Origin of the sequence: Streptomyces sp. PCS3-D2, from assembly GCF_000612545.2 — a bacterium.
Classification (GTDB): Bacteria; Actinomycetota; Actinomycetes; order Streptomycetales; family Streptomycetaceae; genus Streptomyces.
Map to the genome: position 1 here is coordinate 6,549,769 of NZ_CP097800.1, position 24,593 is coordinate 6,574,361.

Consider the following 24,593-nt stretch of genomic DNA (forward strand, 5'->3'; position numbering starts at 1 on the left):
GCCACGCCCTAGGCCCCGCCAACCGGCCACCCCGTCGGCCTCGGCGGGCCCGGACGGGTCAGAAGCCGGGGCCGTCCTCGCGGTTGCCGGCGGTGGCGAGGCGACCCCAGAGCAGGTCGGTGAGGCCCGCGACCAGGTCCGCGCGGCCGCAGGGGCGTTCACCCAGCCACCAGTCGCCGGCCGCGTGCATCATGCCGACGATGCCGTGGCCCCAGACCCGGGCCAGCTGCTCCCCGCCGGGGCCGAGGTCCACCCGCTCGCTGATCACCTGGGCCAGCTCCTCCCCGAGCCTGCGCAGCAGGGGCGCCGAGTGCAGGCCGACGTCGAAGCCCCGTTCGGTGGTGTGCGAGTCCTCCGCGGGGTGCATCAGGAAGCGGTACACCTGCGGGCGGGCCTCGATGGCGGCCAGGTAGGTGTCGAGGGTCGATTCCACCCGCCGGCGCCGCTCGGCCGGGGCGTCCAGCGCCGCCCGGAGCGAGCCGAGCAGGGCGTCGGTGTGCCGGACGGCGAGTGCCTGGTAGAGGCCCGCCTTGTCCCCGAAGTGCCGGTACAGGATGGGCTTGGTGATGCCCGCCTCGGCCGCGATGGCGTTCATGGAGGCCTTGGGGCCGTCCCTGAGCACGACCCGGTCGGCGGCTTCGAGCAGCTCCCGCCGGCGGCGCTCGGCCGCTCCGGGTTCGCCGGTCTGCTGCGTGGTCTCCATGACGTGTTCTCTCCCCGCCCTTGCGATGTGCCTGACGCCCACGCAACGTAACACCCGGGGCGCCCCGGCGATCGAATCGGCGGACACGACCGGGCAGCCGTCGACCGAATCGCTCGCGCTTGACAGTGCTTACTCGCCGGTAACAGACTGTGCCCCCCGGATGGGTTACCGCTAGTAACCCCTGGAGTGACGAGTACGGACAGGTGGAGGGGACATGGCGGAGTTCACCATGGAGCTGAACGACGACCAGAAGCAGGTGCGGGACTGGATCCACGGCTTCGCGGCCGATGTGATGCGACCCGCCGCCGCCGAATGGGACGAGCGCGAAGAGACTCCGTGGCCCGTCATCCAGGAGGCCGCCAAGGTCGGCATCTACTCGCTGGACTTCTACGCCCAGCAGTACTTCGACCCGACCGGGCTCGGCATCCCGATGGCCATGGAGGAGCTCTTCTGGGGCGACGCCGGCATCGCGCTCTCCATCGTCGGCACCGGGCTCGCGGCCATCGGCGTCGTGGCCAACGGCACCGAGGAGCAGATCGGCACCTGGATCCCCCAGATGTACGGCACCCCCGACGACGTGAAGGTCGCCGCCTTCTGCTCCTCCGAGCCGGACGCAGGCTCGGACGTCGGCTCGATGCGCACCCGCGCGGTCTACGACCAGGCGAAGGACGAGTGGGTGCTCAACGGCACCAAGACCTGGGCCACCAACGGCGGGATCGCCAACGTCCACATCGTCGTGGCCGTCGTCGACCCGGAGCTGGGGACCAAGGGGCACGCGTCCTTCATCGTGCCGCCGGGCACCCCCGGGCTGTCCCAGGGGCAGAAGTTCAAGAAGCACGGCATCCGCGCCTCCCACACCGCCGAGGTGGTCCTGGAGGACGTGCGGATCCCCGGAAACTGCCTGCTCGGCGGCAAGGAGAAGCTGGACGAGCGCCTCGCCCGGGCCCGCGAGCGGGCCCGCAGCGGCGGGGGCGAGCGCGTCAAGAACGCGGCCATGGCCACCTTCGAGGCCTCCCGGCCGGCCGTCGGCGCGATGGCCGTGGGCACCGCGCGCGCCGCGTACGAGGTCGCTCTCGACTACGCGAAGACCCGTACGCAGTTCGGCCGCCCGATCATCGACAACCAGGGGGTGGCCTTCCAGCTCGCCGACATGCGCACCCAGATCGACGCCGCCCGGCTGCTGGTGTGGCGGGCGTCCTGGATGGCGGTCGCGGGCCGGCCGTTCGAATCGGCCGAGGGTTCGATGTCCAAGCTGTTCGCGAGCGAGGTCTCCAAGAAGGTCACCGCCCAGGCCGTGCAGATCCTCGGTGGCAACGGCTTCACCCGCGAGTACCCGGTCGAGCGGATGCACCGGGACAGCGCGATCTACACGATCTTCGAGGGCACCAGTGAGATCCAGCGGCTGGTGATCGCGCGCACGATCTCCGGCATCCCGATCCGCTGACGCGGGACGGGACCGGACGAAGCGGGGCCGGGATACGAGGCGGGCTGGGATGAGGCGGTGCGGGTGCGGGCGGGCCCGCACCGCTGCGTCCCGGCCGCCCGGCTGCGGGCTCGGGGCCGTTGCGTTCCGGCCGCCGCGCGTCCGCCGTCGGGTGCGTAGCGGTGCGATGATCACGCAGGACCCGGCCGGCTCCTCAGACGGCCAGCAGCCGGGTGATGGCGCGGCCGAAGACGCGACGGCCGACGGCCGCCACCAGGGGGTCCAGGGCGCGGGGGAGGCCGCGCAGGTGCAGTTCCTCGCGCCAGTGGACCTCCGAACCACCCGCCGGTAGGGAGTGGATCTCGATCTCCGCCCAGCCCGTCACCGCCCGGCCGCGCTTCTCCAGCCGGACGAGGCCCGCCGCCTCGGACACCGGCGGCCGCCAGACCACGACCTCCATCCTGTCGTCGAAGGTGATCCTTCCCACACCCGTGCGGGCCGTGAAGATCGTTCCCGCGTGCGTCGGCGGCGGACTCTCGATGATCGTCCGCGTGAGGGGGACCTGCGCCCCGTGGCGCTCCCAGTCCGTGAGCCTCGACCACGCCTCGGCGACGGGCGCGGACGTACGGTGAACGATCCGGATAACGGGCATGAGCGCATCGTAATCGGGCATACACACCGTGAACTGGACGGCGAATACGGGTTCCGTCCAGGGGTGGCGATCGGTAATACTCGCCGCCACCGTGGATCGCGGTACGACCGGGTGACCACCGGCCCTCCCGCCCCACATCGCGAGGAGGTGCGCCATGTGCTCCCACCAGCCCCCCTGCCCAGCCGCCGACAGCGCCGACCACGACGCCGCCCGCACCGTGGCCTCCCACCCCGAACAGGGATGGAGTCTGCTCTGCAACGGAGTCGTGATCTTCGACGACACCGGTGAACTGCTCCCCGACAGCCGTGCGGTGGACCCCCGCCGCCCGGCCCTGGTCTGAGCGAGGAGGCAGCATGCGCCAGCAGCTGATCCGAAAGCCCGTCCCCAAGCCCGCTCCCCGAGACCTGGACCTGCGCACACCGTCGGGCAGACCCCTCCCGTACTGACGGGAGCCCCGACGCGGTTACACAGCGCGCCGTCCACGGGCCGGGTTCAGCCCGTGGGCGCCGCCGCCCCGCCCCGGAACGCCGCCTCGAAGGCGGCGTCTCCGATCGCCGCCCGCGCCTGCCGTTCGCTCCGGTCCCGTACGGCCGTCAGCGAGGGCGAGCCCATCTGCGGTCGGCCCACCGTGCGCCACCAGGCGTGCCCGGTGCCCAGCAGGCGCGCCGCCAGCTCGCCGTCGCCCAGTCCGGCCACCGCTGCGGCCAGCAGGTCCAGGCCGAGCGCGATGCCCAGCCGGTCGCCGAGGAGCCGCTTCCCGGAAAGCATGGCCCGTACGTGGCGTGCGGCCTCCCCGTGGTCGCCCAGGCCCAGCGCGGCCACCGCCAGGACGTAGTCCGCGTACGCCCGCATCCAGCGCTCGCCCAGCTCCGCGCAGGCCTCCCGCAGCGAGTGCGCCTCCTCGGCCGCCTCCTCGAAGCGTCCCAGCGCGCACAGGGAGTATCCGGTGGCCAGCTTGCACAGGAGCCAGCCCGGTCCGGTGGTGCGCCCGCCATGGGCGGCACGGGCCTGCGGGCCGGCCAGCCGCAGGGCCCGTACCGGGTCGCCCGGCATCAGGACCGACGCCGCGTGCAGGTAGGCGGCGCGCAACTCCCGCTCGGGGTCGGCCAGGTGGGCCGCGTCCCGGGCGCACTCCTCGCCGAGGCGCCGCGCCTCGTCCATGTCGCCCTGGAGGACCATGGTGAGCCCGAGGGCCCACCGGGCCTGGTTGTGGGCGAGCCCGGTGCGAGGGGCGAGCCGCAGGGCCCGTTCCAGGAAGGCGCGGCCCTCGTGCACGTGCCCGCACGCGAACCAGTAGAACCACAGCGCCCCGGCCATCTCCAGCGCTGCCGACGGGTCGGCGCCGAGCAGGTGTTCCAGGGCCGTACGCAACTGCGCGTGCTCGGCGGTGATCCTCCGGTACCAGTCCACCTGCCCCGGGCCCATCCAGCCCCGGTCGGCGGCGTGCGAGAGCGCCGCGTACCAGTGGGCGTGCCGGTCGGCGACCAGCTGCGTCTCGCCGAGCTCGCCCAGCCAGTCGTGCCCGTACTCGCGGATCGTGTCCAGCAGCCGGTAGCGGGCGCCGGCGCCGCGTTCCTCGGTGCGCAGGACCACGGACTTGGCGGCGAGACCGGCGAGCGTGCGTTCGACCCGGGCGGCCGGCAGTGGTCCGCCCGCGCATACGGCGCGCGCCGCAGCGATGTCGAAGTCGCCGGTGAACACCGAGAGTCGGGCCCACAGGAGCCGTTCCAGCGGCTCGCACAGCTCGTGGCTCCAGCCGATCGTGGTCCGCATCGTCCGGTGCCGGGGCGGCCGGGAGACGCGGACGTCCGACAGCATTTCGAAGCGCTCGCCGATCCGCTCGGCCATCTGCTCGACCGTCCACAACCGCATCCGGGCGCCGGCGAGTTCCAGGGCGAGGGGGATGCCGTCGAGGCGTCGGCATACCTCGGCGGCGACGGCGGTCCGCTCCGGGTCGGCGAAGACGGCCGCGGCGCGCGGGGTCGCGGCGAGCGCGCGGGTGCGGAAGAGGGCCAAGGCGTCGCTGTCGGGTCCTTCGCAGGGCAGCGGGCGGACCTCGACGACCTCTTCGATCGCGCTGCGCAGGGGCTCCCTGGAGGTGATCAGGATGGTCAACCCGGGTGCCGACTGCAGGAGTTCGCCCGCCAGGTGGCGGCACTCGGGAACCAGGTGCTCGCAGGTGTCCAGGACCAGCAGGAGCTCCCTGTCGGCCATCCACGCGCAAAGTTCCTCGTCGAGGGGGCGGGGGGAGTGGTCGGCGAGGCCGACGGCGTGCGCGACGGTGGCGGTCAGCAGGGCGGGATCGCGCAGTGGTGACAGCTCGACCCACCAGGCGCCGTCGGGCCGGGCCCGGTCGGCGCCGGCGACCGCGCGCAGGGCGAGCCGGGACTTGCCGACGCCTCCCACCCCGGTCAGGGTGATCAGTCTGCGCTCGCGCAACAGCTTCCCGAGCAGCTGGAGTTCGGGCTGTCTGCCGATGAAGCCGGCGGGCTCCGCGGGCAGGTTGCCCGGCGGTCTGCCGGCTCCCGGCCCGGGGGCATCTTCCGTGGAATCTGGCTGATTGTCATTGACCGAGTACTCACCGAACACGGGAGTATTCTGCGTGATCTTCTTATCCCACCGTGCCGTTAAGGCCGGATCGGGTCCCCCGGGTTCACGCGACGAGCGTGATCCGGCGTTCGGCGGAGAACGCCCCCCAGTTGCCGTCGGGGAGCCTTGCGCGCAGCTTCACGGCCCACTCGGTGCCGGTGGGCTCGGCCACCGTGAGGCGGTGTTCCGCCCGGCCGGCCGGTACCGCTCCCGCGCCGAACTGGATGACGGTCGTGGGCCGTCCGTTGACGTACAGCTCGTACTCGGTGGTGGGCCGGCCGGTCTCGGGGGCGGTCCAGGTGAGCGTGACCGTGCCCGGCGAGGCGGTGGCGGTGAGGTCGGCGGGGGCGGTGCCCGGACCGTCGCCGGAGGCGGGCGGGGTGCTCACGTCCACGGCCGGGCCGTCGGGGGAGGAGTTGTCGGCGCCGTCCCGGGCCCGGACCGTGAAGGTGTAGACGGTGTCGGGCCGCAGGCCGGTCAGGGTGGTGTCGGTGTCGCCGGGGCCGGCCGTGTGGATGCGGGCGCCGCCCTGGTAGACGTCATACGCCGTGACGCCCGTGTCGTCCGTCGACGGGGTCCACGACAGCCGGGCCGACCGGGGTCCGGTCGCGCTGCCGGTGGTGGCGCCGGGTGCGGTGGGCGGCGTCCGGTCCTCGGGCTTCGCCGCCGGGGTGGTGGCGAGCGCGGCCGGAGCGGCTTCGGAGAGGTTCCCGGCGGCGTCCCGGGCCCGCACCGTGAAGGAGTAGCCGGTCCCCGGGACGAGGCCGGTGACGTCCATCATGGTCCTCTCGGCCGGGAGTTCCCGTACCAGCCGTCCGCCCTCGAAGACCTGGTAGCGGGTCACGCCGTCGCGATCCGCGGCCGCGTCCCACATGACGTGCACGGTGGTGGCGCTGCCGGCCTGGGCGGTGAGTCCGCTGGGGGCGGACGGCGGCTCGGTGTCCGGCGCGCTGCACGCGGTGAGGCCCATGAGGCCGGTGGGGATCAGGAAGAGGGCGAGCGTGGGGGCGCTGCGTCGCACGGGGTGCCTTCCTCGGCTCCAGTAAAGGTCTAGACATATATGGCACGGCAGGTGCGAGGACGACAAGACCCGTGCGGCGTCAGTCGGTGATGTGACCCGATTCGTCGACTTCTGATCAGGTCTGGCATTATTGCCAGCTCTTTGCAATAACGGAAGAACGCGAACAGGGATGTGCAGAGCATGACGGCCCGGACAGTACGGGGAGCGGTCAGGGCGACACTGGCCGCCGCACTCATCACGGGCGCGGCGGCCTGCTCCACGCCCGGCGCCGGGGTCGGCGGCGCGGCCGGTACGGACTCGGTCGTGGTCGGCATCGCCACCGAGCCGGAGACCCTCAGCCCGCTGCTGGGCTACGGCAAGGACGGCAACTCCAAGATCTTCGACGGTCTGCTCACGCACGACGCCGACATGAAGCTCCGGCCCGCCCTGGCCGCGTCCCTCCCGGAGGTCTCCGAGGACGGGCGCACCTACTCCTTCACGCTGCGCAGGGGTGTCACGTTCAGCGATGGAGCGCCCTTCTCCGCCAAGGACGTCGTCTTCACCTACCGGACCATCCTCGCCCCGGGGACGAACAACGCCTCCAAGACCGAACTGGATGCCATCGAGAGCGTCGAGGCGAAGGGTGAGGACACCGTCGTCTTCACCCTGAAGTACCCCTACGCGCCCTTCGCCGAGCGGACCGTGCTGCCCATCGCCCCGGAACACATCGCGGGCAGACAGGACGTCAACAGCGGCGACTTCACCAAGCGGCCGGTCGGCACCGGCCCCTACGTGCTCACCGCCTGGTCCAAGGGCGAGAAGCTCAGCTTCAGGGCCAACCCCGGCCACTGGGGCGGTGAGCCCGCCGTCAAGAAGTTCACCATGGCCGTGATCAAGGACGACGACGTACGCGCCACAAGGCTGCGCTCCGGTGAGCTGGACGGCGCCATCCTGCCCCCCGGCCTGGCCAAGGGCTTCGCCAAGGACACCACGCGCCGCACCTACGCCGCCAGGACCTTCGACTACCGCAACGTGACCCTTCCGACGCACCATGAGGTCACCGGCGACCTCGCCGTCCGCCGGGCACTGGACATCGCCGTCGACCGCACGGCCATGGTCGACAGGCTGCTCGACGGCGCGGGCAAGCCCGCCTTCGGGCCGGTGCCCACCGACAGCCCGTGGTTCACGGCCGGCACCGAGCGCCGCCACGACCTCGACCGGGCCCGCGAGATCCTCGACGACGCCGGCTGGAAGGAGGGGCACGACGGTATCCGCACCAAGGACGGGATCCGCGCGTCCTTCCCGCTCTGGTACACCGCCGGAGACAAGATCCGCCAGGACCACGCCCTCGCCTTCGCCTCCGACGCGAAGAAGGCCGGCATCGAGGTCAAGGCCGAGGCCGGGACCTGGGAGGTCATCGAACCCCGGATGAAGACCGAGGCCGTCCTCGCGGGCGGCGGCTCACCGGCCGACCCGGACTTCGACCAGTACCTCCTGCTGACCTCCTCGCTCGGCGGCGACGGCTTCAACAACATGGCCCGGTACGACGACCCGGCCGTGGACGCCGCCCTCGCCGAAGGGCGCCGCAGTGCCGACCCGGCCGTGCGCAAGGCCGCGTACGACACCGTGCAGCGCCGCCTCGCCGAGAACCCGGGCTATGTCTTCCTCACCCACATCGACCACCTCTACGTCGTCAACGACGCGTGGGACGGCCCCGGCACGCAGGTGGAGCCGCACGACCACGGTCTCGGCACCGGCCCCTGGTGGAACGTCGAGGACTGGAAGCCCCAGCAGAAGTGAGCCACGCGCAGTGACCCCCCGCTCCGTCCGCCTCCCCTGGGGGCCGATGGCGCGCATGGCGGGGCGGCGGACCCTGGCCGCCGCCCCCGTCCTGCTCGCCGTCACCTTCGGTGTCTTCGCCATCGCCGCGCTGTCCCCCTTCGACCCCGTCAAGGCCTACGCCGGCACCGCCGGACTCACCGCCTCGCAGGCCGAACTCGACCAGCTGCGGATCAACCTCGGCGTCGACCGCCCCCTGGCCGCACGCTGGTGGGACTGGCTGGCCTCGGCGCTCACCGGCGACCTCGGCACCTCCGCCGTCATGCGCCAGCCCGTATCCGACGTGATCGCGGAGCGGCTCGGCTGGTCGGTGCTGCTCGCCGCCTGCGCGTTCGCGATCGCCGTCCTGACCGGCACCGTGCTCGGCGTGCTGGCCGCCCGCCGGACAGGTGGCGCGCTGGACCGCACCGTGTCCGCGCTCGCCTACACCCTGGAAGCCGCCCCCGCCTTCTGGCTGGCCCTGCTCGCCCTCTGGTTCTTCTCGGTACGGCTCGGTGCGCTGCCCCCGGGCGGCCTCACCGACGCCGGCAGCGACACCGTCACCTTCGCGCAGGTCGCCTCCCACCTCGTGCTGCCCGCACTGGTACTGAGCGCCTCCCAACTGCCCTGGTTCTTCCTCTACGTCCGCCAGGGCGTGGCCGACGCCCTCGGGGAGGACCCGGTGCGCGGCGCCCGGGCGCGGGGGTTGGCCGAGCGCAGGGTCCTGCTCGGCCACGCCCTGCGCTCCGGCATGCTGCCGACGCTCACGCTGATCGGCTCCCGGGTGCCCGAACTCATCACCGGCGCCCTGCTGGTGGAGACGGTCTTCAGCTTCCCGGGCATCGCCGCGGCGACCGTGCAGGCGGCCACCTCGGTCGACTTTCCGCTGCTGGCGGCACTGACGGTGCTGGCCAGCGCGGCCGTACTCGCCGGCAATCTGCTGTCCGACCTGCTGTACGGGCTGGTCGACCCGAGGGTGGGCTTCGATGGCTGAGCCGGTCTGGCGCTCCCCGGGCCGCGCCCGGTGCTCCACGCGCACCCTGCGGGTACGCGCCGCCGTGACCGTCATGGCGGTGGTCGTCGCGGCCGTGCTGCTCGTTCCCCCGCTTGCGCAGCTGGACCAGCAGGCGGTCGACCTGGCGGCGAAGCTGCAACCCCCCTCGTGGGCCCATCCCTTCGGCACCGACGACCTCGGACGCGACCTGCTGCTGCGGTGCGTCTACGGACTGCGCGTCTCCCTGCTCGTCGGCCTGGTGGCCGCACTGGTCGCCACCGTGATCGGCACGGCGGTGGGCGCGGCCGCCGGTGCGCTCGGCGGCTGGGCCGACCGGGTGGCGATGCGGGTGGTGGACACCCTCTCCTCCGTCCCGCACCTGCTCCTGGGCGTCTTCGTCGTGGCGGTGTTCCGGCCGGGGCTCTGGCCCGTCGTGGCCTCGGTCGCGATCACCCACTGGCTCTCGACGGCCCGGATCGTCCGCGCGGAGGTCCTGTCGCTGCGCCGCCGGCCGTACGTGGACGCGGCCGTCTCCGGCGGCGCCTCACGGTGGCGGGTCGCCGTCCGGCACCTGGTGCCCGGCATCCTGCCGCAGGCGGGCCTCGCCGCCGTGTTGATGATCCCGCACGCGATGTGGCACGAGTCCGCCCTGTCCTTCCTGGGACTGGGACTCCCGGCCCACCAGGCGAGCTTGGGCAGTCTGGTGCAGACCGCGCGCGGCTCGCTGCTCGCCGGGCACTGGTGGCCCACCCTCTTCCCCGGCCTCCTCCTGATCATCCCGACCCTGGCCATCGCCGGCCTCGCGGGCGCCTGGCGCGACCGCCTGAACCCGCGCCGCCGCTCGGAGCTGACCCTGTGACCCCCTCGCCCGCCGCCGCCCCCGCCGCAGGCGAAGAGCCCCGGACCACCGGGGGCGGGCCCGTCCTGCGCGTCGAGGGCCTCTCCGTCCGCTTCCGCATGCCCGCCGGCCGCCACGTGGAGGCCGTCACCGGCGCCACCTTCGCCCTGGCCCCTGGCGAGAGCCTCGCCCTCGTCGGGGAGAGCGGCTGCGGCAAGTCCGTGCTCGCCTCCGCGCTCCTCGGACTGCTCCCGGGCAACGCGGAGACCGCCGGATCGGCCCGGCTCGCCGACGGCCTCGACCTGCTCGCCGCCGACGAGCGCACCCTCGCCCGGTCCGTGCGCGGCCGGCGCATCGGCCTGGTCCCGCAGAGCCCCGCCGCGCACCTCACCCCGGTCCGCACCGTCCGCTCCCAGCTGGAGGAAACGGTCCGGGAACTGACCGGAACCCGGCCGCCCGCCCTGCGCGCGGCGGCGGAGGCGGCCGCCGGGCGTGCCGCCTTCCCCGCCTCCCACCTCGACCGCCATCCCCACGAGCTCTCCGGCGGTCTCGCCCAGCGCGCGGCCACTGCCCTCGCCCTCGTGGGCGGCGCCCCGCTGCTCCTGGCCGACGAGCCGACCACCGGCCTCGACCGCGACCTGGCCCGGCGCACCGTCGACGAGCTCCGCGCCCACACCCGGGCCGACGGCCGGGCGCTGTTGGTGATCACGCACGACCTGGTCGCGGCCGAGCGGATCGCCGACACCGTCGCGGTCATGTACGCGGGCCGACTCGTCGAGATCGCCCCGGCCGGGTCCTTCTTCGGCCGCCGCGGGCCCCGGCACCCGTACTCCCGGGGACTCCTGGACGCCCTGCCCGAACGCGCCTTCATCCCGGTGCCCGGCGCGCCGCCCGAGCTCGGCGCGCTCCCACCCGGCTGCGCCTTCGCCGCCCGCTGCCCGGCCGCCGACCTGCCGTGCCGGACCCGCCGTCCCGCGCTCACCGAAGGGGTGGCCTGCCACCATGCTTGAGCTCAAGGGCATCACCGCGGGCTACGACCGCCGTGCCCCCGCCTTCCGCGGCGCGGACCTGAGCCTGTGCCCGGGAGAGTCCCTCGGCCTGCTCGGGCCGAGCGGCTGCGGCAAGTCCACCCTGGCCCGGGTCGCCGCCCTGCTGCACCGGCCGGACGAGGGGACCGTCACCCTCGACGGCCACGCCGTGACCGGCTTCTCCCACCGGGCCCCGCGCGCCCTGCGCACCGCGGTCGGTGTCGTCTTCCAGCAACCGCGCCTCGCCGCCGACCCCCGCCTGCGGCTGCGCGACCTCGTCGCGGAGCCCCTCCGCGCGACCGGCCGGCGCGGCGAAGCGGGCACGCGGGTGGCCGAGCTGGCGCAGCGCGTGGGACTCGGCGCGGACCTGCTCGCCCGCCGGCCCCACGAGGTCAGCGACGGCCAGCTGCAACGAGCCTGTCTTGCCCGGGCCCTGGTGCTGCGGCCGCGCTGGCTGGTCTGCGACGAGATGACCGCGATGCTGGACGCCTCCACCACGGCCGCGCTGGTCGCCGTCGTGGAGGACTACCGGGACGAGACGGGGGCCGGACTGCTCGCGGTGGGCCACGACCCGGTGCTGCTGGAGTGCTGGTGCGAACGCACGGCCCACTGGAACGAGATCGTCAAGGACCGACCCCCCGCCGCGTGAGCACTGCGGCCTGCGTCCCGGCCGCCCGCTGCGGGGCCGGCTGCGCCGCCGTGAATCATGCGGCGCATGCATGGACTCCTCGGGCACCGCGCTCTAGCGTCGGCCGACGGTGCGACGCCAGACGCGATGTCAACAGGCCCGCTCCGACACGGAGGAGTCGCGGATGTTCCGAAGACCGCTGAGCTGCGCCGCGGTGCCCGTCCTGGCCGCCTTCGCGGTGCTGCTCCACAGCGGCTCCGGGGCCGGGGCCGGCGGGGAGATACCCAAGGCGCCCGGCCACCGGCTGATCGCCCGTTACGAGGGCAGCCCCGCCACCGCCGCCCCGCTGCCGGGCGAGGGGCCTCCGCAGCACCCGTACCTCGCGCCGAACGGCCGCAGCGGCATGCACTCCGACGCGGCCGGGAGTGCCACCTCACCCTGGTCCGGTCCGCTCGGCGAGAACCCTCAGGTGACCAGCCAGCAGATCGCGGTCCTGGGAGGCGAGTGCGCCACCGCCACCTTCGACTCGGGCGGTCGACTCGTCACGGTCTGCGGCACCTTCTCGGGCTTCAAAGTCAAGCTCCTGCACCCGGGTACGCTCGCCACGCTCGCGGAGTACCGGCTCCCGCAGCGCTCCTCCACCGTCGAGGCGATCACCTCGCTCGACTTCTCGAAGATCTTGAAGGACACCTCGGGCGGCGCCTACTTCTACCTGGACGACCGGGACCGAGCCGTCCTGGCCGACTCGCGGCAGCACGTCCTGCGCCTCGCCCACTCCCAGAACGCCGACGGAGGCTGGAAGTTCAGCGTCGTCGACGACTGGGACCTCACCGGCCACGTCCCGCACGACTGCGTCGCCTGGACCAACCTGCGGCCCAACGGCACCTGCGACCCCGTCACCTCGGTGATGCCCGACTGGGACGGCCGGATCTGGTGGGTGACCCGCCAGGGCCGGGTCGGCACCGTGGATCCGGCGACCTCGCAGATCCGCTCCGTGCGGCTGGAGGGCGAGGAGATCCAGAACTCCTTCTCGGTGGCCGAGGACGGCGTCTCCATCGTCTCCGACCACGCGCTCTACGGCTTCCGGGCCGCCGCCGACGGCACCCCCGAGGTGCAGTGGCGTCAAACCTACGACCGGGGGACCGGTACCAAGCCCGGTTCCGTCAACCAGGGTTCGGGCACCACGCCGGACCTCTTCGGCGACGGCTACGTCGCCATCACCGACAACGCCGACGACCGGATGAACGTCCTGGTCTACCGGCGGGGCACCGATGTCGCCGCGGACCGGCGGCTGGTCTGCAAGGTGCCCGTCTTCGGCTCCGGCTCCTCGACCACCGACAACTCCCTGATCACCTGGGGCAACAGCATCGTCGTCGAGAACAACTACGGCTACGAGAACCCCGCCGGCCTGCTGTTGGGCAGGTCCGTCCTGGGCGGGGCGACCCGCATCGACGTCCGCGCCGACGGCAGCGGCTGCGACACGGTGTGGGAGAGCGCCGTGCGCGCGCCGTCGGTGGTACCGAAGCTCTCCACCGCGAACGGGCTGCTCTACTTCTACGAGAAGGAGCCCAACGACTGGGGGATCGACGGCTGGTACCTCACGGCCGTGGACTTCCGCACCGGCGAGCGGCGCTGGCGGCAACTGACCGGCACCGGCCCCCTCTACGACAACAACTGGGCGCCCATCACGCTCGGCCCCGACGGCACCGCGTACATCGGGGTCTTCAACGGCATCGTCGCCGTCCGCGACCGCTGACCGCCGGCGGTCACCGCCCTACGCTCTTCCCCGGACGAGCCCGTGGCCTTCCGCCGTCACGGGCTACGGGCGGGCCCTGCCGGCCCGCACAGGGGGAATCGTCTCGCGACGCGTATGCGCCAAGCCTCAGTCGCACGGTGCGCCGTGTCCCTGACCCTCGCCACCGTATCCGCGCGCGCCGCCGCCGACACCCGGGGAACGGTGTCCGTCGAGGCCGCGAACGGCGGGTACGTCGGCACCTACGAGTCGGCGGTCGGCAACGCCGAGAAGCGGTACGCCATGACCGGCCGCTACGACAGCGTGCCCGCCGACGGGACCGGGGCCGCCGTCGGATGGACGGTCGCCTACCGCAACGCCCACCGCGATGCCCACTCCGTCGCCACGTGGAGCGGTCAGTACGTCGGCGGCAGACAGGAGCGGATTTCCTCGGCTGCAACGAGCTCACCCGTGCCGGGCCCTCCGCCGAAGAGTTCGACACGGCGCGCCGGCTGGGCGTCACACCTGCCAATCCACCGGCCTCCGACGGGGGAGTGAGTCGACCCGGCGGTCGAGCGTGCGATCCATCCGCAGCGAGAGGACTACCGCGGCGGGCGGGTCACCCCGGTGCGCACCCGGTCGACCGCCGCCAGGCGCGCCCCCACGTCGAGGTCCCACAGCCGTACGGTGCCGTCCGTGCTGCTGCTCGCCACCGTCCGCCCGTCGGGGGCGAAGACGACCCCCCACACCGCGCTCGTGTGTCCGGAAAGCGCCGCCAACGCGCGCCGGCCGGACACGTCCCACAGCCGCACCGTGCGGTCGTTGCCGCTGCTCGCGAGCGTGCGGCCGTCGGGGGAGAAGGCGATGCCCCGCGCCGACCCGGTGTGACCGGCGAGGGTGGCCTCCGGTCGGTGGCTGCCCGCGTCCCAGAGCCGTACGGTCCCGTCGTTGCCGCTGGAGGCGAGGGTGCGCCCGTCGGGACTGAAGGCAACGCCCCGAACCGCCCCGGTATGACCGGTGAGGGTGGCCAGCGGGCGCCGTCCGGCCACGTCCCACAGGCGAACCGTCAGATCGTCGCCGGCGCTCGCCAGAGTGCGCCCGTCGGGACTGAACGCCACGTCGTTGGCGAAGTCGGTGTGCCCGCTGAGCGTCGCGAGAGGGCGGCGCGAGGCGACGTCCCACAGCCGGACCGTGCCGTCGGAGCCGGCCGAGGCCAGCGTCCGCCCGTCCGGTGCGAAGTCCACCGCGAACACGGTCCCGCCCTGGCCGGCCAGGACCGCCGAAGGGGTCCCCGCGGCGACGTCCCACAGCCGGACCGTGCCGTCGGAGCCGGCCGAGGCCAGCGTCCGTCCGTCGGGCGCGAAGTCCACCGCGAAGACCGTCTCACTGTGCCCCTCGAAGGCGGCCGCCACCCGGCGCCCCGCCACGTCCCACAGCCGGACCGTGTGATCCGCCTCCGCCGTGGCGAGCAGCGTTCCGTCCGGGCTGTACGCGGCGTGCCAGACCTCCGTGAACGGCCGCGAGGCCAGCATCGCGCCCCGCAGGTCCCACAGCACCACCGACTGGTCGAACCCGGCGGTGGCCAGCACCGCCCCCCGGCTGTCGACGGCCACCCCGAGCACGTAGTCGGTGTGCCCGGCGAGCGTGGCCGTCAGCCGGCCGCCGGCCACGTCCCACATCCGGGTGGCGCCGTCGCCGCCCGCGCTCACCACCGTCGTCCCGTCCGGGGTGAAGGCGACACCGTTGACGTCATCGCTGTGGCCGGTCAGCACGGCCCTCGTCCGGCGTCCGGCCACGTCCCACAGCCGCACGGTACGGTCCACGCCCCCCGTGGCGACCGTATGGCCGTCCGGGGCGAACGCCGCCCCCAGTACCTCGTCGGTGTGCCCGGACAGCACCGCGAGCGGACGTGCCTCGGCCACGTCCCACAGCCGCACGCTCCGGTCGGCGCCCGCCGACACGAGCGCCCGGCCGTCCGCGGCGAAGGACAGGGCGTTGACCCGCCCGGCATGCCCGGCCAGGGACGCGACGGCGCGGTACTCCCCGCTGGTCTCCCACAACCGGACCGTCCCGTCCGGGCAGCCGGTCGCCACGCTCCGCCCGTCCGGTGCGAAGGCCACGGCCCGCGTGCCGGTCGTGCTCGTCGGGAGCACCGCCGCCGGGCGGCCGTCGGCGGTGTCCCACAGTCGCACGGGCCCGTCCGTGGAGGCCGCCGCGAGGGTCCGGCCGTCGGGGCTCAGGGCGACCGAGCGCACCCGTCCGGGAAGCCTGAAGGTTGCGGTCGTGTGCCGGTCGGACACCCGCCGCAGGGTCACCGTCCCATCGGAACTGCCCGTCGCCAGCATGCCGTCGTCCGGTCCGAAGGCGACCGTGTTGACCGGCCCGCCGTGTCCTCCCAGCCGGGCGACGAACGGCTGCGATTGCGTGCTCAGCAGCGCACCGCGAGCCTCGCTCGTTCGCGCGGTCCGGTACGCGTCCCCGGCGAGCAGCATCGAAGCCTCCGGCTGGCCGGCGGCCAGCGCCGCCGACTGCAGCGCGAGCGCCCGTGAGCGGGCGATCCGCTCCTCGCCGAGTGCCCTCGTACGCTGCTGGTACGCCAGCCCGCCCGCGCCCACGGCCAGGACCAGGAGCACGACCAGGGTGGCCAGCATCCGCTGGCGCAGCCGCGCCTGGCGGGCTGCCTGCCGCTCCCGGACCTCCTGGGCCTTCTGGCTCTCCCGGAGGAAGGCCGCCTCCCGGGGGGCGAGGCGGCTCCGGCCGTCGAGCTCGTCCGCCCAGGAGAGGGCGGTGTCCAGCCGGGTACCCCGGTGGAGCGCCGACGGATCGCGGCCCTCGCGCTCCCACTCGGCCGCGGCGTGTGCCAGTTGCTGGTGGATCAGGAGCCCCGCCCGATCGGCGTCGATCCAGCCGCGCAGCCGCGGCCAGGCGTGCAGCAGGGCCTCGTGGGTGATCTCCACGGTGTCACTGTCCATGGTGACCAGCCGGGCCCGGACGAAGGTGTCGAGCGCGGCAGCGGCGGGGTCCGCGTCCGCCGCCTGCGCCATGAGGGCGGTCCGGCTCAGCCGGCGCCGCGTCGCGCCCGTGCCCTCGGCGACGTGCACCAACCGCACCAGGCTGCGCCGGAGCGTGGTCTGCTCGGCGGGGTGGAGCCGGGCGAACACCTCCTCGGCGGTGCGGGCGACCGCCCCCTGGATGCCGCCGGTGCGCTCGTACCCGGCGACGGTCAACGTGGTGCCCTCGCGGTGGCGCCAGGTGGCCATCAGGGCGTGGGAGACCAGGGGCAGTGCACCCGAGGGCGTCGTCCCGCCCGGCATGTCGTCGCGCAGTCCCACGTCCCGCAGCAGCAGGGGAACCAGTCCCGGTTCGAGGGCGAGGCCCGCGAGCCGGGCCGGGCGGGTGATCGACTCGCGCAGCTCCTCGGGCGACATCGGCTGCAGGACGAACAGCCCGCCGGTGAAGATCGGGGCCAGCTCCGGCAGCTCCAGGCAGTTGCCGGAGAAGTCGGCCCGTACTCCGAGCACCACGACGGCCGGGGGGTGCGGCGTGCGCGACGGACCCGGGACGGCGAGCGCGCACAGCACCCGTACGAACGCACGCCGCTCGTCCTCGTCGGTGCAGAGGGTGAACAGCTCCTCGAACTGGTCGACCAGCAGCACCGGGCGCAGCGGCGGCGGCCGCAGGTCCGGGGAGGCGGCCGGGCGCGACGCCGACAGCCGGTGGACCGCTTCGAGCAGGGCGTGCGGACGCTCCCGCAACTCCTGTGCGGTGATGTCGAGATCGGTGCCCAGCACCGTGCCGGCGCGGCCGAGCAACTCCTCCAGCGGTGTGTGGTGGGGGTGAACCCGACCACCGGCCAGCTGTCGGTGCCCGGCATCGGGAAGCCGCCGCTCCGCAGGGCCGGTACCAGGCCGGCGTTCAGCAGCGAGGACTTGCCGGCGCCCGAGGGGGCGACGAGCACCACGGGGCCCGCGCCAATCCGCCCGAAGACCCGTTCGACCAGCTCGGCGGTGGCCCGCTCCCGGCCGAAGAACCACCGGGCCTCCCGCGCGGTGTAGGCCGGCAGGCCGCGGTAGGGACACTCGTCCTCCGGTCGCGGCCGGGCCACGACGGCGTCGGCGGCATCGCCCTCCGGGGCCTCCGTCTCCCGTGCCATCCGCAGCAGTTCACCCCCTGCCCCCAGCACGTCGTCGCAGCGCCGTGCGACGTCGACGGTGACGCGCTTCGCGCCGGTCTCGATCTTGCTGAGGTAGCCCTTGCTGTAGTGCGTCTCGCGCGCGAGGTCCGCCAGGGACAGCCCGCGTTGCACGCGCAGACGTCTCAGCTGGGCGGGGAAGGGCCGTGCGGAGTCGTCGGACTCCCGCACGCGGTCGGTCTTCCGCCGGCGGTCCGGATCCCCCAAAACATCCCCCATGGCGTGTGCGCCCAGGCAGCGAGGTGGCGCTGCCCAGGCTACCGCCGGGGGCGGCCGGAGAACTGGATCCTCCGGCCGGTACGACGAGAACAGGAAGGCCCGGAGCCGTCGCGCGCGGCGGCTCCAGGCCTTCACGCGGGGGTGCTACGGGTTCAGGCGGACCGAGTTGATCGGCGTGAGGTCGGCGTACACACCGGTCTTGGCGGCGATGGGGTTGCCGCAGCCCGCGCCGTTGTAGCCGGTGCAGAGGTTTGCGGTCGCACCGCCGTACTGATTGTTGAGCACCCAGTGGTTCCCGAACTGGTTGCTGAGATTGTGTGCCCCGTAGCGGTAGAAGACGTGCGTCGGCTTGACGGCCGGGTTCTGGTTCTGAGGGTAGATGCAGACCGCCCCGTCCGGACATCCTGCCCAGGTGTCGGCCGGCTTGGCCTCCACCGAGGCGCTGAGCGCGACCACGGCGACGACGGAGGTGGCGAGAGCGGCGGCGCCGCGGAACAGCTTGCGCATGGTTTCCCCTTGCGGTTCGTGCCTGGTGCTGACGGCTCCAGACTTGCCCCGCGGGGGCGCCGGGGTCGACGGGTTGCCCGTTGCCCGTCCGGACGGTGACCGGGAAACCCGTCGTGACCTGCGCCGTCGCCGATGAGAGGGCAACGGCGCGGATGCGGGATCGCTGCCGGTACGACGATCCACCCTCAGGACGTCAAAATGCGGCCGTTTGCCCGCGGCATCCATCGATACGCTCACCCAGTGTGGCGATATGTCGCAATCGCCCATAACTTCTGCATGGTGACGAACCGACAACTCAAGACCCTCATGTGTACCGCCGTCGTCATGGCCGCTGGTTTCGGCGTGCTCGCGCCACCCGCATCAGCGGCCGGACACCGCGTGCACCCGGGCGACTCGATCCAGGACGCGGTGGACTCCGCGCGGCCGGGCGACATCATCACCGTGATGCCCGGCACCTACCACGAGAACGTGCTGATCACGAAGAGGCTGACGCTGCGCGGCTGGGGAGAGCAGACGGTGATCAAGCCGCCTGTCGCGAAGACCCTGCCCGCCCGGCCCGAGGCGAACGGACGGGCCACCCTCGCCTGCTCCCAGGCCGACACCGGCATCTGCGTCATGGGGACCGAGGGGCGGCCCGTCACCGGGGTCGAGATCCGCGCGCTCACCGTCTCGGGCTTCAAGCGGAACGGCATCTGGGCCTCCTACACCGACCGGCTGAGCGTCGAACGCGTGATCTCCGAGAACAACAGCACCTGGGGGATCGCCCAGGAACGCTCCACCCGGGGCTTCTTCCGCGACAACATCGCCCGCGACAACGCCGAGTCGGGCATCTTCCTCGCCAACACGGTCGCGCGCGAGGGCGGCGCCACCGACACCCTGGGAGCCGTGGTCAGGGGTAACAGGCTGACCGGCAACCGGATCGGTGTCACCGTCAGGCGGGTGCGGAACCTCACCGTCAGCGGCAACAGGATCGCCGGCAACTGCGGCGGCGTGTTCGTCGTCGGCGACGAGGGAGAGCCCGGCGTCGGAGACCTGACCATCCGCGGCAACCGCATCCACGAGAACAACAAGTTCTGCAAGGGCAACAGCCGCCTCCCCGACATCCAGGGCGTCGGGGTCGTCCTCACAGGGGCCGAAGAGACGATCGTACGTTCGAACTCCATCCGCGGGAACGTCGGATCCTCCCCGCTGTCGGGCGGAATCCTGCTGTTCAAGAGCTTCGTGGGCGCGACGAACACCGACAACGTCATCGAGGACAACGTGGTGCGGGACAACCGGCCGGCCGACCTGGCCAACCAGGGAGCCGGTTCGGGCAACCGGTTCCTCAACAACCGGTGCGACACCTCCGTGCCCACCGGCATGTGCTGACCCGTGTTCCCCCTCATCAGGAGAATGGAGGCCGTATGACCACGCTGAGTTCCACCCCCGCCCCCACGCCGGCTCCCGTCCCCGCCCCGAACGCAGGCCCCCCGCACACGCCCCCGCCCGCCATGCGCCTGCGCGAGCTCGCCTTCGGAGCGGCCGTCGCCGCCGCCGTACGGGCCGCGGCCCGCCTCCGGGTCGCCGACGCCCTCGGGGAGTCGCCCGCCACCCCCGCCGACCTCGCGGCCGCCGTGCACGCGGAGCCGAAGCCCCTGCAACGGCTGCTCCGCGCCCTGTCCTGCCACGGCATCTTCGCCGAGACCGAGGACGGGAGCTTCGTCCACACCGAGATGTCGCGGCTGCTGCGCGAGGACGACCCGCACAGCCTCCGGCACATCTCCCTGTGGTGCACGGAGCCGTGGACCTGGCAGGCCTGGCCGCGACTGGACGACGCGGTGAGCACCGGTGACGGCGCGAGCATCTTCCACGACCTGTTCGGCAAGGGCTTCTTCGACTACCTGCACGAGGACGCCCACGAGTCGGCGCACGTCTTCAACCGCGCCATGACCACCTCCAGCGTGCAGTCCGCGCTGGATGTCGCGGACCTCCTCGACCTGACCGGCGTCTCGGTGGTCGCGGACATCGGCGGCGGCCAGGGCCACGTGCTGGCCAGCCTGCTCGAGAAGCACCCCACCGTACGGGGGCACCTGCTCGACCTGCCCGGGGTGGTCGCCAAGGCCGATCCCCGACTCCTGGACGGCGGCCCCCTGGCCGACCGGACGGGCATCGTCCCCGGCGACTGCCGCGAGGCCGTCCCCGTCGAGGCCGACCTCTACATCATCAAGAACATCCTCGAATGGGACGACGAGAGCACCCGCAGATGCCTGCGCAACGTCCTCGCCGCGGCCCGCCCCGGAGCCAGGGTCGTCGCCATCGAGAACCTGGTCGACGACACGCCGTCCATGCGGTTCACCACAGCCATGGACCTGATGCTGCTGCTCAACGTCGGCGGTGCCAAGCACACCAAGGAGAGCCTGCGCACCCGCCTGGCCGACGCCGGACTGGTGCTCGGGGACATCCGACCCGTCAACGCGTACCTGCACGCCTTCGAGTGCACCGTGCCCGGGTGATCCTCCCGTCCGGTACGCGTCACGACGCCCCGGGACCGGCGGTGGGCCGGCCCCGGGGCGTCGTCCTGCGTACCGGACGGCGGCGCCTGTCCGCCCGTACGCGTCAGGTTCCGGCCAGCGCGCTGTTGACGAGGTCGAGGAACTCGCGCGGCGACTTGCACTGGTCCGCACCGGCGGGCAGCGCCCGGCCGTGCCGGTTCTCCAGCTCGCCGACGATGCCGAGCAGCCCGAGGGAGTCGAGCCCCCACTCGTCGAACTGCGCGTCGGGCCGGGTCGCCATTGCGGCGGGGTCGACGGCGATCCCCGCACCCTTCTTCATCAGCGCGGCCAGTTCTTCCACGGTCAGTCGGTCGGTCATGACGGCCTCTCCTCAGGCTCGGTCCGGCGAACGCCGGTCGGTGATCAGGCGCATCTCAGAGCGCTCCAGGAAGCGTGAGATCTCCTGGTGGGTGGTGGGGACGCCGTCCTTGGCGCTGTCCAGCAGGCGCGCGAGGACCGCCGCCTTGTGGCCGCCCTCGACGCCGAGCGTCAGGGCCGGCCGGGCGTCGTGCGGCCCGCGCAGGTCGAGAAGGCGGACGACGACGTCGTCGCGCTGGAATACGGTGCTCGCCTCGATGGGGCTCGCCGCGTCGTCCACGGCGGCCTCGTCCTGCGCGGCGAGCAGCCGGGCGAGTTCCATGCCGCACCCCTTCTTGGCGGGATGGAACAGCGCGTGCCGTGCGAGGTCCGGGCTCTCGCCGCCGCCCGCCGCCACGTGGTGCACCGCGGGGAGCGCCGCACGGGTGAAGAAGGTCCGGGCCGAACCGGGGTCGCTGAGATCCCGGTCCTGCTCCAGGTAGGGATTGATGGCCTCCTCCAACGCCCTGACCGCGGGCTGCAGGGCCACGTGGCGCAGCGCCGCGAGCAGGTCGCCCTCGACCTCGACGGCCCGCACGACGCGGTTGCCGTGCATGAAGAGCGAGGTGCGCCGCAGCCGGGTGTGCTCGTCGACCTGCGCCTGTGGGGACGCGTACCCGCTGAGCAGCTCCGCCACGACGGCCTCGCTGCCCGGCTTGACCGTGAAGGTCAGGGCGTGGCGCACCACACCGTCGCCGCGCCTCGGGGAGACCCGGAGACGGTCTCCGGAGCGGTCCGGGCCGTCCACGGAAGCCGGGGCGAAGCCGTGGCCGGCGGACGCGCCGGGGGAGAAGGCCACGCCGGACGGACCGGGGTCCCGGTCGGTCTCCCGCAGCACGTTGAACCTCAGCGAGCGGGTGTCCCGCACGCAGCCGTGCAACGGCTGGACCGAGGCGACGTGCTCCTCGCTGTTGACCCAGGCCAAGAACCGCGGTGCGCTCTCCCATTCACTGGTGATCAGCCACTGTGACGGATTCTCGATCGACTGGCACAGCTCGTCCCGGATGTGCCCGGGAACGCAGGAGACCTGCTTGTGGAGGTTCTCGTAGACCTCCAGGAACTGGTTCTGCGCGCCGTCGTACAGATCGAGCAGCAGCACGACCCGAAGTCGCGAGTCGTCGAAGGCGGACTGGGATATCCGTTCCGACAAGGCTGTCATCGTTCACACTCCTTCGAGACCACACGGTCGCCACGGGACGGCGCCACCCGAACCGATCGTGGTCCGGTGGCCCCGTCGGCGCGAGAGGAGAGAACCAAGCGGGTGAACGAGCGAGCGAACCCCCTTCGTAGAGGGCATGGAAGAGCACATGAAGGAAAACGTCGACCACCGCGTCCCGGTCCTCATCGTGGGCGGCTCGCTGGTGGGCCTGTGCACCTCGCTGTTCCTCGGCCGTCATGGGATCACGCACATGCTGGTCGAGAAGCATGCGGGAACCTCGCTCCACCCGCGTGGACGCGGTATCAACGTCCGCACGATGGAGCTGTTCCGGGTCGCCGGGGTCGAGGACCGGATCCGCGGGGCCGCCTCGGTGCTGGCCGACAACCACGGCATCCTGCAGGGCGGCTCGCTCACTGGTGACGACCAGGAGTGGTTGTTCGAGCAGATCGACCCGGGTGGCGCACTGGCGCGGTTCAGCCCGTCGACCTGGTGCCTGTGCAGCCAGAACGACATCGAGCCGGTTCTGATGTCGGTGACGCCAAGGCTCGGAGCGGACCTGCGGTTCTCCACCGAGCTGCTCTCCTTCGAACAGGACGGGAGCGGGGTCACCGCGATCGTCAAGAACCGCGAGACGGGCGAGGAGAGCACGGTGCGCGCCGACTACCTCGTCGCCGCCGACGGGCCCCGCAGCCCCGTGCGCGAACAGCTCCGCATCGGCCGGAGCGGCTCCGGCGACCTGTTCCACAACGTCAGCATCACCTTCCGGTCCCGGATGCTCGCGGACGTGGTCGGCGACCGGCGTTTCATCGTCTGCTATCTGACCAGGCCCGACGCCGACGGGGCGTTGCTGCCCGTCGACAACCGCGAGCGGTGGGTCTTCCACGCCCCCTGGCATCCCGACCGGGGCGAGACGCTGGAGGACTTCACCGACGAGCGCTGCGTCGAGCACATCCGGCGTGCCGTCGGCGCGCCCGACCTGGACGTCGAGATCACCGGGAAGGCGCCCTGGCACGCCGCCGAGCGCGTCGCCCAGCGGTACGCGGCCGGCCGGGTCTTCCTCGCCGGCGACTCCGCCCACGAGATGTCGCCCACCGGTGCCTTCGGCTCCAACACGGGCATCCAGGACGCGCACAACCTCGCCTGGAAGCTCTCAGCGGTGCTGGACGGAGCCGCGGGCCCCGGGCTGCTGGAGACGTACGAGGCCGAGCGGCTCCCGGTGGCGCGGGCGACGAGCGAGCGGGCCTCGGCCCGCTCGGCCGAGCACAGCCACCCGGGCTACGAACCGGACCCCGAGTCCGTCCCCGAGGCGCCCGCGCGCGGCGGCCGGCAGAACGGGGTCCTGTCCGTGGCCATGGGATACCGCTACCCCCACGGCGCGGTGGTGGGAGCCGACCCGGACCTGCCGGTCGTGCCGGACCGCATGCGGCTGTGCGGGGACCCGGGCTCGCGCGCCCCGCACCTGTGGCTGCGCGACCGGGTGGCGGGGACGCGCAGGTCCACCGTCGACCTCTACGAGCGGTCCTTCGTCCTGCTCAGCTCCGAGGGCACCCCGTGGAACGGCGCGGCCGAATCGGTCGCCAAGCGGATGAGCGTCCGGCTCGACGCCTACGGGATCGGCACCGGCCCGGAGGCCGACCTGGTTGCGGAGGACGGCGCCGACTGGGCCGAGGCGCACGGCGCCACCCCGGCCGGGGCGGTCCTGGTGCGCCCGGACGGCTTCGTGGCCTGGCGCTCGGTGGAGGCGGTGGCGGACCCGGAATCCGTCCTCCACAAGGTCCTCACCACCGTGCTGGACCGCCGCTGACCTCCGGCCCGCCCGCGGACGCAGCAGGGCGCCGCCCCACGGAAGTCCGCGGGGCGGCGCCCGTCGAGTACGGCGACGGCCCACACGGCGTCTCATCCGGGCATCCGAATACCGGACAACTCTGCCCGCCGCCCGGCAACGGCATCTAGTCTGGCCGGGCAGCTGGTTCGCCCCGTCCGCCAGACGGGATGCGTCGTAAGAGGGAACCCGGTGGGAATCCGGGACTGCCCCGCAGCGGTGAGCGGGAACGACCGCCGTCATACGCACTGGGACCGCGACAGGTCCTGGGAAGCGACGGCCAGTAGGTGTCCGCCGGGAGACCGGCAGGCGCGCCCGCGAGTCCGAAGACCTGCCCGTTGCCCGCGCGCGACCCGTCGTGCGCGGAGATCCCGGTGACCTCGTGGGCGGGTCGGCGAAAC

The 24,593-nt window shown here is 73.1% G+C and carries 20 protein-coding genes, 1 pseudogene and 1 riboswitch; of the genes and pseudogenes, 12 read left to right on the forward strand and 9 right to left on the reverse strand.

The genetic code is table 11. The features are described 5' to 3' along the window. Positions 1-58 precede the first annotated feature (58 nt). Positions 59-703 (reverse strand): TetR/AcrR family transcriptional regulator, encoded by a 645-nt coding sequence (locus AW27_RS29420; protein WP_037929031.1) that lies wholly within the window; start codon positions 701-703, stop codon positions 59-61. A gap of 214 nt (positions 704-917) precedes the next feature. On the opposite strand from AW27_RS29420, the gene AW27_RS29425 reads away from it, so the two are divergent. Continuing rightward, positions 918-2,147, forward strand: a complete 1,230-nt coding sequence (locus AW27_RS29425; RefSeq protein WP_037929029.1) for an acyl-CoA dehydrogenase family protein — start codon at positions 918-920, stop codon at positions 2,145-2,147. A gap of 193 nt (positions 2,148-2,340) precedes the next feature. On the opposite strand, the gene AW27_RS29430 is transcribed toward AW27_RS29425, so the two are convergent. After that, positions 2,341-2,778, reverse strand: a complete 438-nt coding sequence (locus AW27_RS29430; protein WP_037929461.1) for an SRPBCC family protein — start codon at positions 2,776-2,778, stop codon at positions 2,341-2,343. Between the two features lie 154 nt (positions 2,779-2,932). Between AW27_RS29430 and AW27_RS29435 the strand changes: the two genes are divergently transcribed. Next, positions 2,933-3,118, forward strand: coding sequence for a DUF5999 family protein (locus tag AW27_RS29435; protein ID WP_037929027.1), 186 nt, complete (start codon positions 2,933-2,935; stop codon positions 3,116-3,118). 152 nt (positions 3,119-3,270) lie between these two features. Here AW27_RS29435 and AW27_RS29440 read toward each other — a convergent pair whose 3' ends face one another. Continuing rightward, the gene (locus AW27_RS29440; protein ID WP_078557069.1) at positions 3,271-5,367 is read right to left on the reverse strand and encodes an ATP-binding protein; all 2,097 of its coding nucleotides are present in this window, start codon (positions 5,365-5,367) and stop codon (positions 3,271-3,273) included. 64 nt (positions 5,368-5,431) lie between these two features. Beyond that, complete coding sequence (locus AW27_RS29445; protein ID WP_236647845.1) at positions 5,432-6,388, reverse strand: fibronectin type III domain-containing protein; 957 nt, start codon at positions 6,386-6,388, stop codon at positions 5,432-5,434. Positions 6,389-6,568: 180 nt separating this feature from the next. On the opposite strand from AW27_RS29445, the gene AW27_RS29450 reads away from it, so the two are divergent. The 7 genes from AW27_RS29450 (at position 6,569) to AW27_RS29480 (ending at position 13,963) form a co-directional block, all read left to right on the forward strand. Continuing rightward, a complete protein-coding gene (locus tag AW27_RS29450; RefSeq protein ID WP_037929025.1) occupies positions 6,569-8,167 on the forward strand; it encodes an ABC transporter substrate-binding protein in 1,599 nt (532 codons plus the stop codon). Between the two features lie 46 nt (positions 8,168-8,213). After that, positions 8,214-9,179, forward strand: coding sequence for an ABC transporter permease (locus tag AW27_RS29455; RefSeq protein WP_037929453.1), 966 nt, complete (start codon positions 8,214-8,216; stop codon positions 9,177-9,179). Beyond that, positions 9,172-10,038 (forward strand): ABC transporter permease, encoded by an 867-nt coding sequence (locus AW27_RS29460; RefSeq protein ID WP_037929021.1) that lies wholly within the window; start codon positions 9,172-9,174, stop codon positions 10,036-10,038. The genes AW27_RS29455 and AW27_RS29460 overlap by 8 nt, the downstream gene beginning before the upstream one ends. After that, the gene (locus tag AW27_RS29465) at positions 10,035-11,027 is read left to right on the forward strand and encodes an ABC transporter ATP-binding protein (RefSeq protein WP_370466613.1); all 993 of its coding nucleotides are present in this window, start codon (positions 10,035-10,037) and stop codon (positions 11,025-11,027) included. The genes AW27_RS29460 and AW27_RS29465 overlap by 4 nt, the downstream gene beginning before the upstream one ends. Then, complete coding sequence (locus tag AW27_RS29470) at positions 11,020-11,694, forward strand: ABC transporter ATP-binding protein (protein ID WP_037929018.1); 675 nt, start codon at positions 11,020-11,022, stop codon at positions 11,692-11,694. Before AW27_RS29465 ends, AW27_RS29470 begins: the two co-directional genes overlap by 8 nt. A 163-nt stretch (positions 11,695-11,857) precedes the next feature. Beyond that, positions 11,858-13,429, forward strand: a complete 1,572-nt coding sequence (locus AW27_RS29475; RefSeq protein ID WP_037929015.1) for a hypothetical protein — start codon at positions 11,858-11,860, stop codon at positions 13,427-13,429. Positions 13,430-13,573: 144 nt separating this feature from the next. Further along, complete coding sequence (locus AW27_RS29480) at positions 13,574-13,963, forward strand: avidin/streptavidin family protein (RefSeq protein WP_037929013.1); 390 nt, start codon at positions 13,574-13,576, stop codon at positions 13,961-13,963. 44 nt (positions 13,964-14,007) lie between these two features. Here the strand turns inward: AW27_RS29480 and AW27_RS34470 are convergent, their stop codons facing one another. The 3 genes and pseudogenes from AW27_RS34470 to AW27_RS29495 all read right to left on the reverse strand — a co-directional run bounded on the left by AW27_RS34470 (position 14,008) and on the right by AW27_RS29495 (position 18,323). Beyond that, entirely contained in the window at positions 14,008-15,084 is a 1,077-nt protein-coding gene (locus tag AW27_RS34470; RefSeq protein WP_370466713.1) for a WD40 repeat domain-containing protein, read from the reverse strand. Between the two features lie 26 nt (positions 15,085-15,110). Then, positions 15,111-17,816, reverse strand: a pseudogene (locus AW27_RS34475) (nSTAND1 domain-containing NTPase). Positions 17,817-17,960: 144 nt separating this feature from the next. Further along, positions 17,961-18,323 (reverse strand): hypothetical protein, encoded by a 363-nt coding sequence (locus tag AW27_RS29495; RefSeq protein WP_037929010.1) that lies wholly within the window; start codon positions 18,321-18,323, stop codon positions 17,961-17,963. Positions 18,324-18,599: 276 nt separating this feature from the next. Between AW27_RS29495 and AW27_RS29500 the strand changes: the two genes are divergently transcribed. Next, entirely contained in the window at positions 18,600-19,691 is a 1,092-nt protein-coding gene (locus AW27_RS29500) for a right-handed parallel beta-helix repeat-containing protein (RefSeq protein WP_370466615.1), read from the forward strand. Between the two features lie 35 nt (positions 19,692-19,726). Then, on the forward strand, positions 19,727-20,815 hold the full coding sequence (locus AW27_RS29505) for a methyltransferase (protein WP_037929004.1): 1,089 nt from the start codon (positions 19,727-19,729) through the stop codon (positions 20,813-20,815). A gap of 103 nt (positions 20,816-20,918) precedes the next feature. On the opposite strand, the gene AW27_RS29510 is transcribed toward AW27_RS29505, so the two are convergent. Next, complete coding sequence (locus AW27_RS29510; protein WP_037928997.1) at positions 20,919-21,173, reverse strand: acyl carrier protein; 255 nt, start codon at positions 21,171-21,173, stop codon at positions 20,919-20,921. 12 nt (positions 21,174-21,185) lie between these two features. Then, positions 21,186-22,370 (reverse strand): SchA/CurD-like domain-containing protein, encoded by a 1,185-nt coding sequence (locus AW27_RS29515; RefSeq protein WP_037928995.1) that lies wholly within the window; start codon positions 22,368-22,370, stop codon positions 21,186-21,188. 148 nt (positions 22,371-22,518) lie between these two features. Here AW27_RS29515 and AW27_RS29520 point away from each other — a divergent pair, with 148 nt between their 5' ends. Beyond that, entirely contained in the window at positions 22,519-24,174 is a 1,656-nt protein-coding gene (locus AW27_RS29520; protein WP_037928992.1) for an FAD-dependent oxidoreductase, read from the forward strand. A gap of 146 nt (positions 24,175-24,320) precedes the next feature. Beyond that, a riboswitch (cobalamin riboswitch) is annotated at positions 24,321-24,545 on the forward strand. The last annotated feature ends 48 nt before the right edge of the window (positions 24,546-24,593 follow it).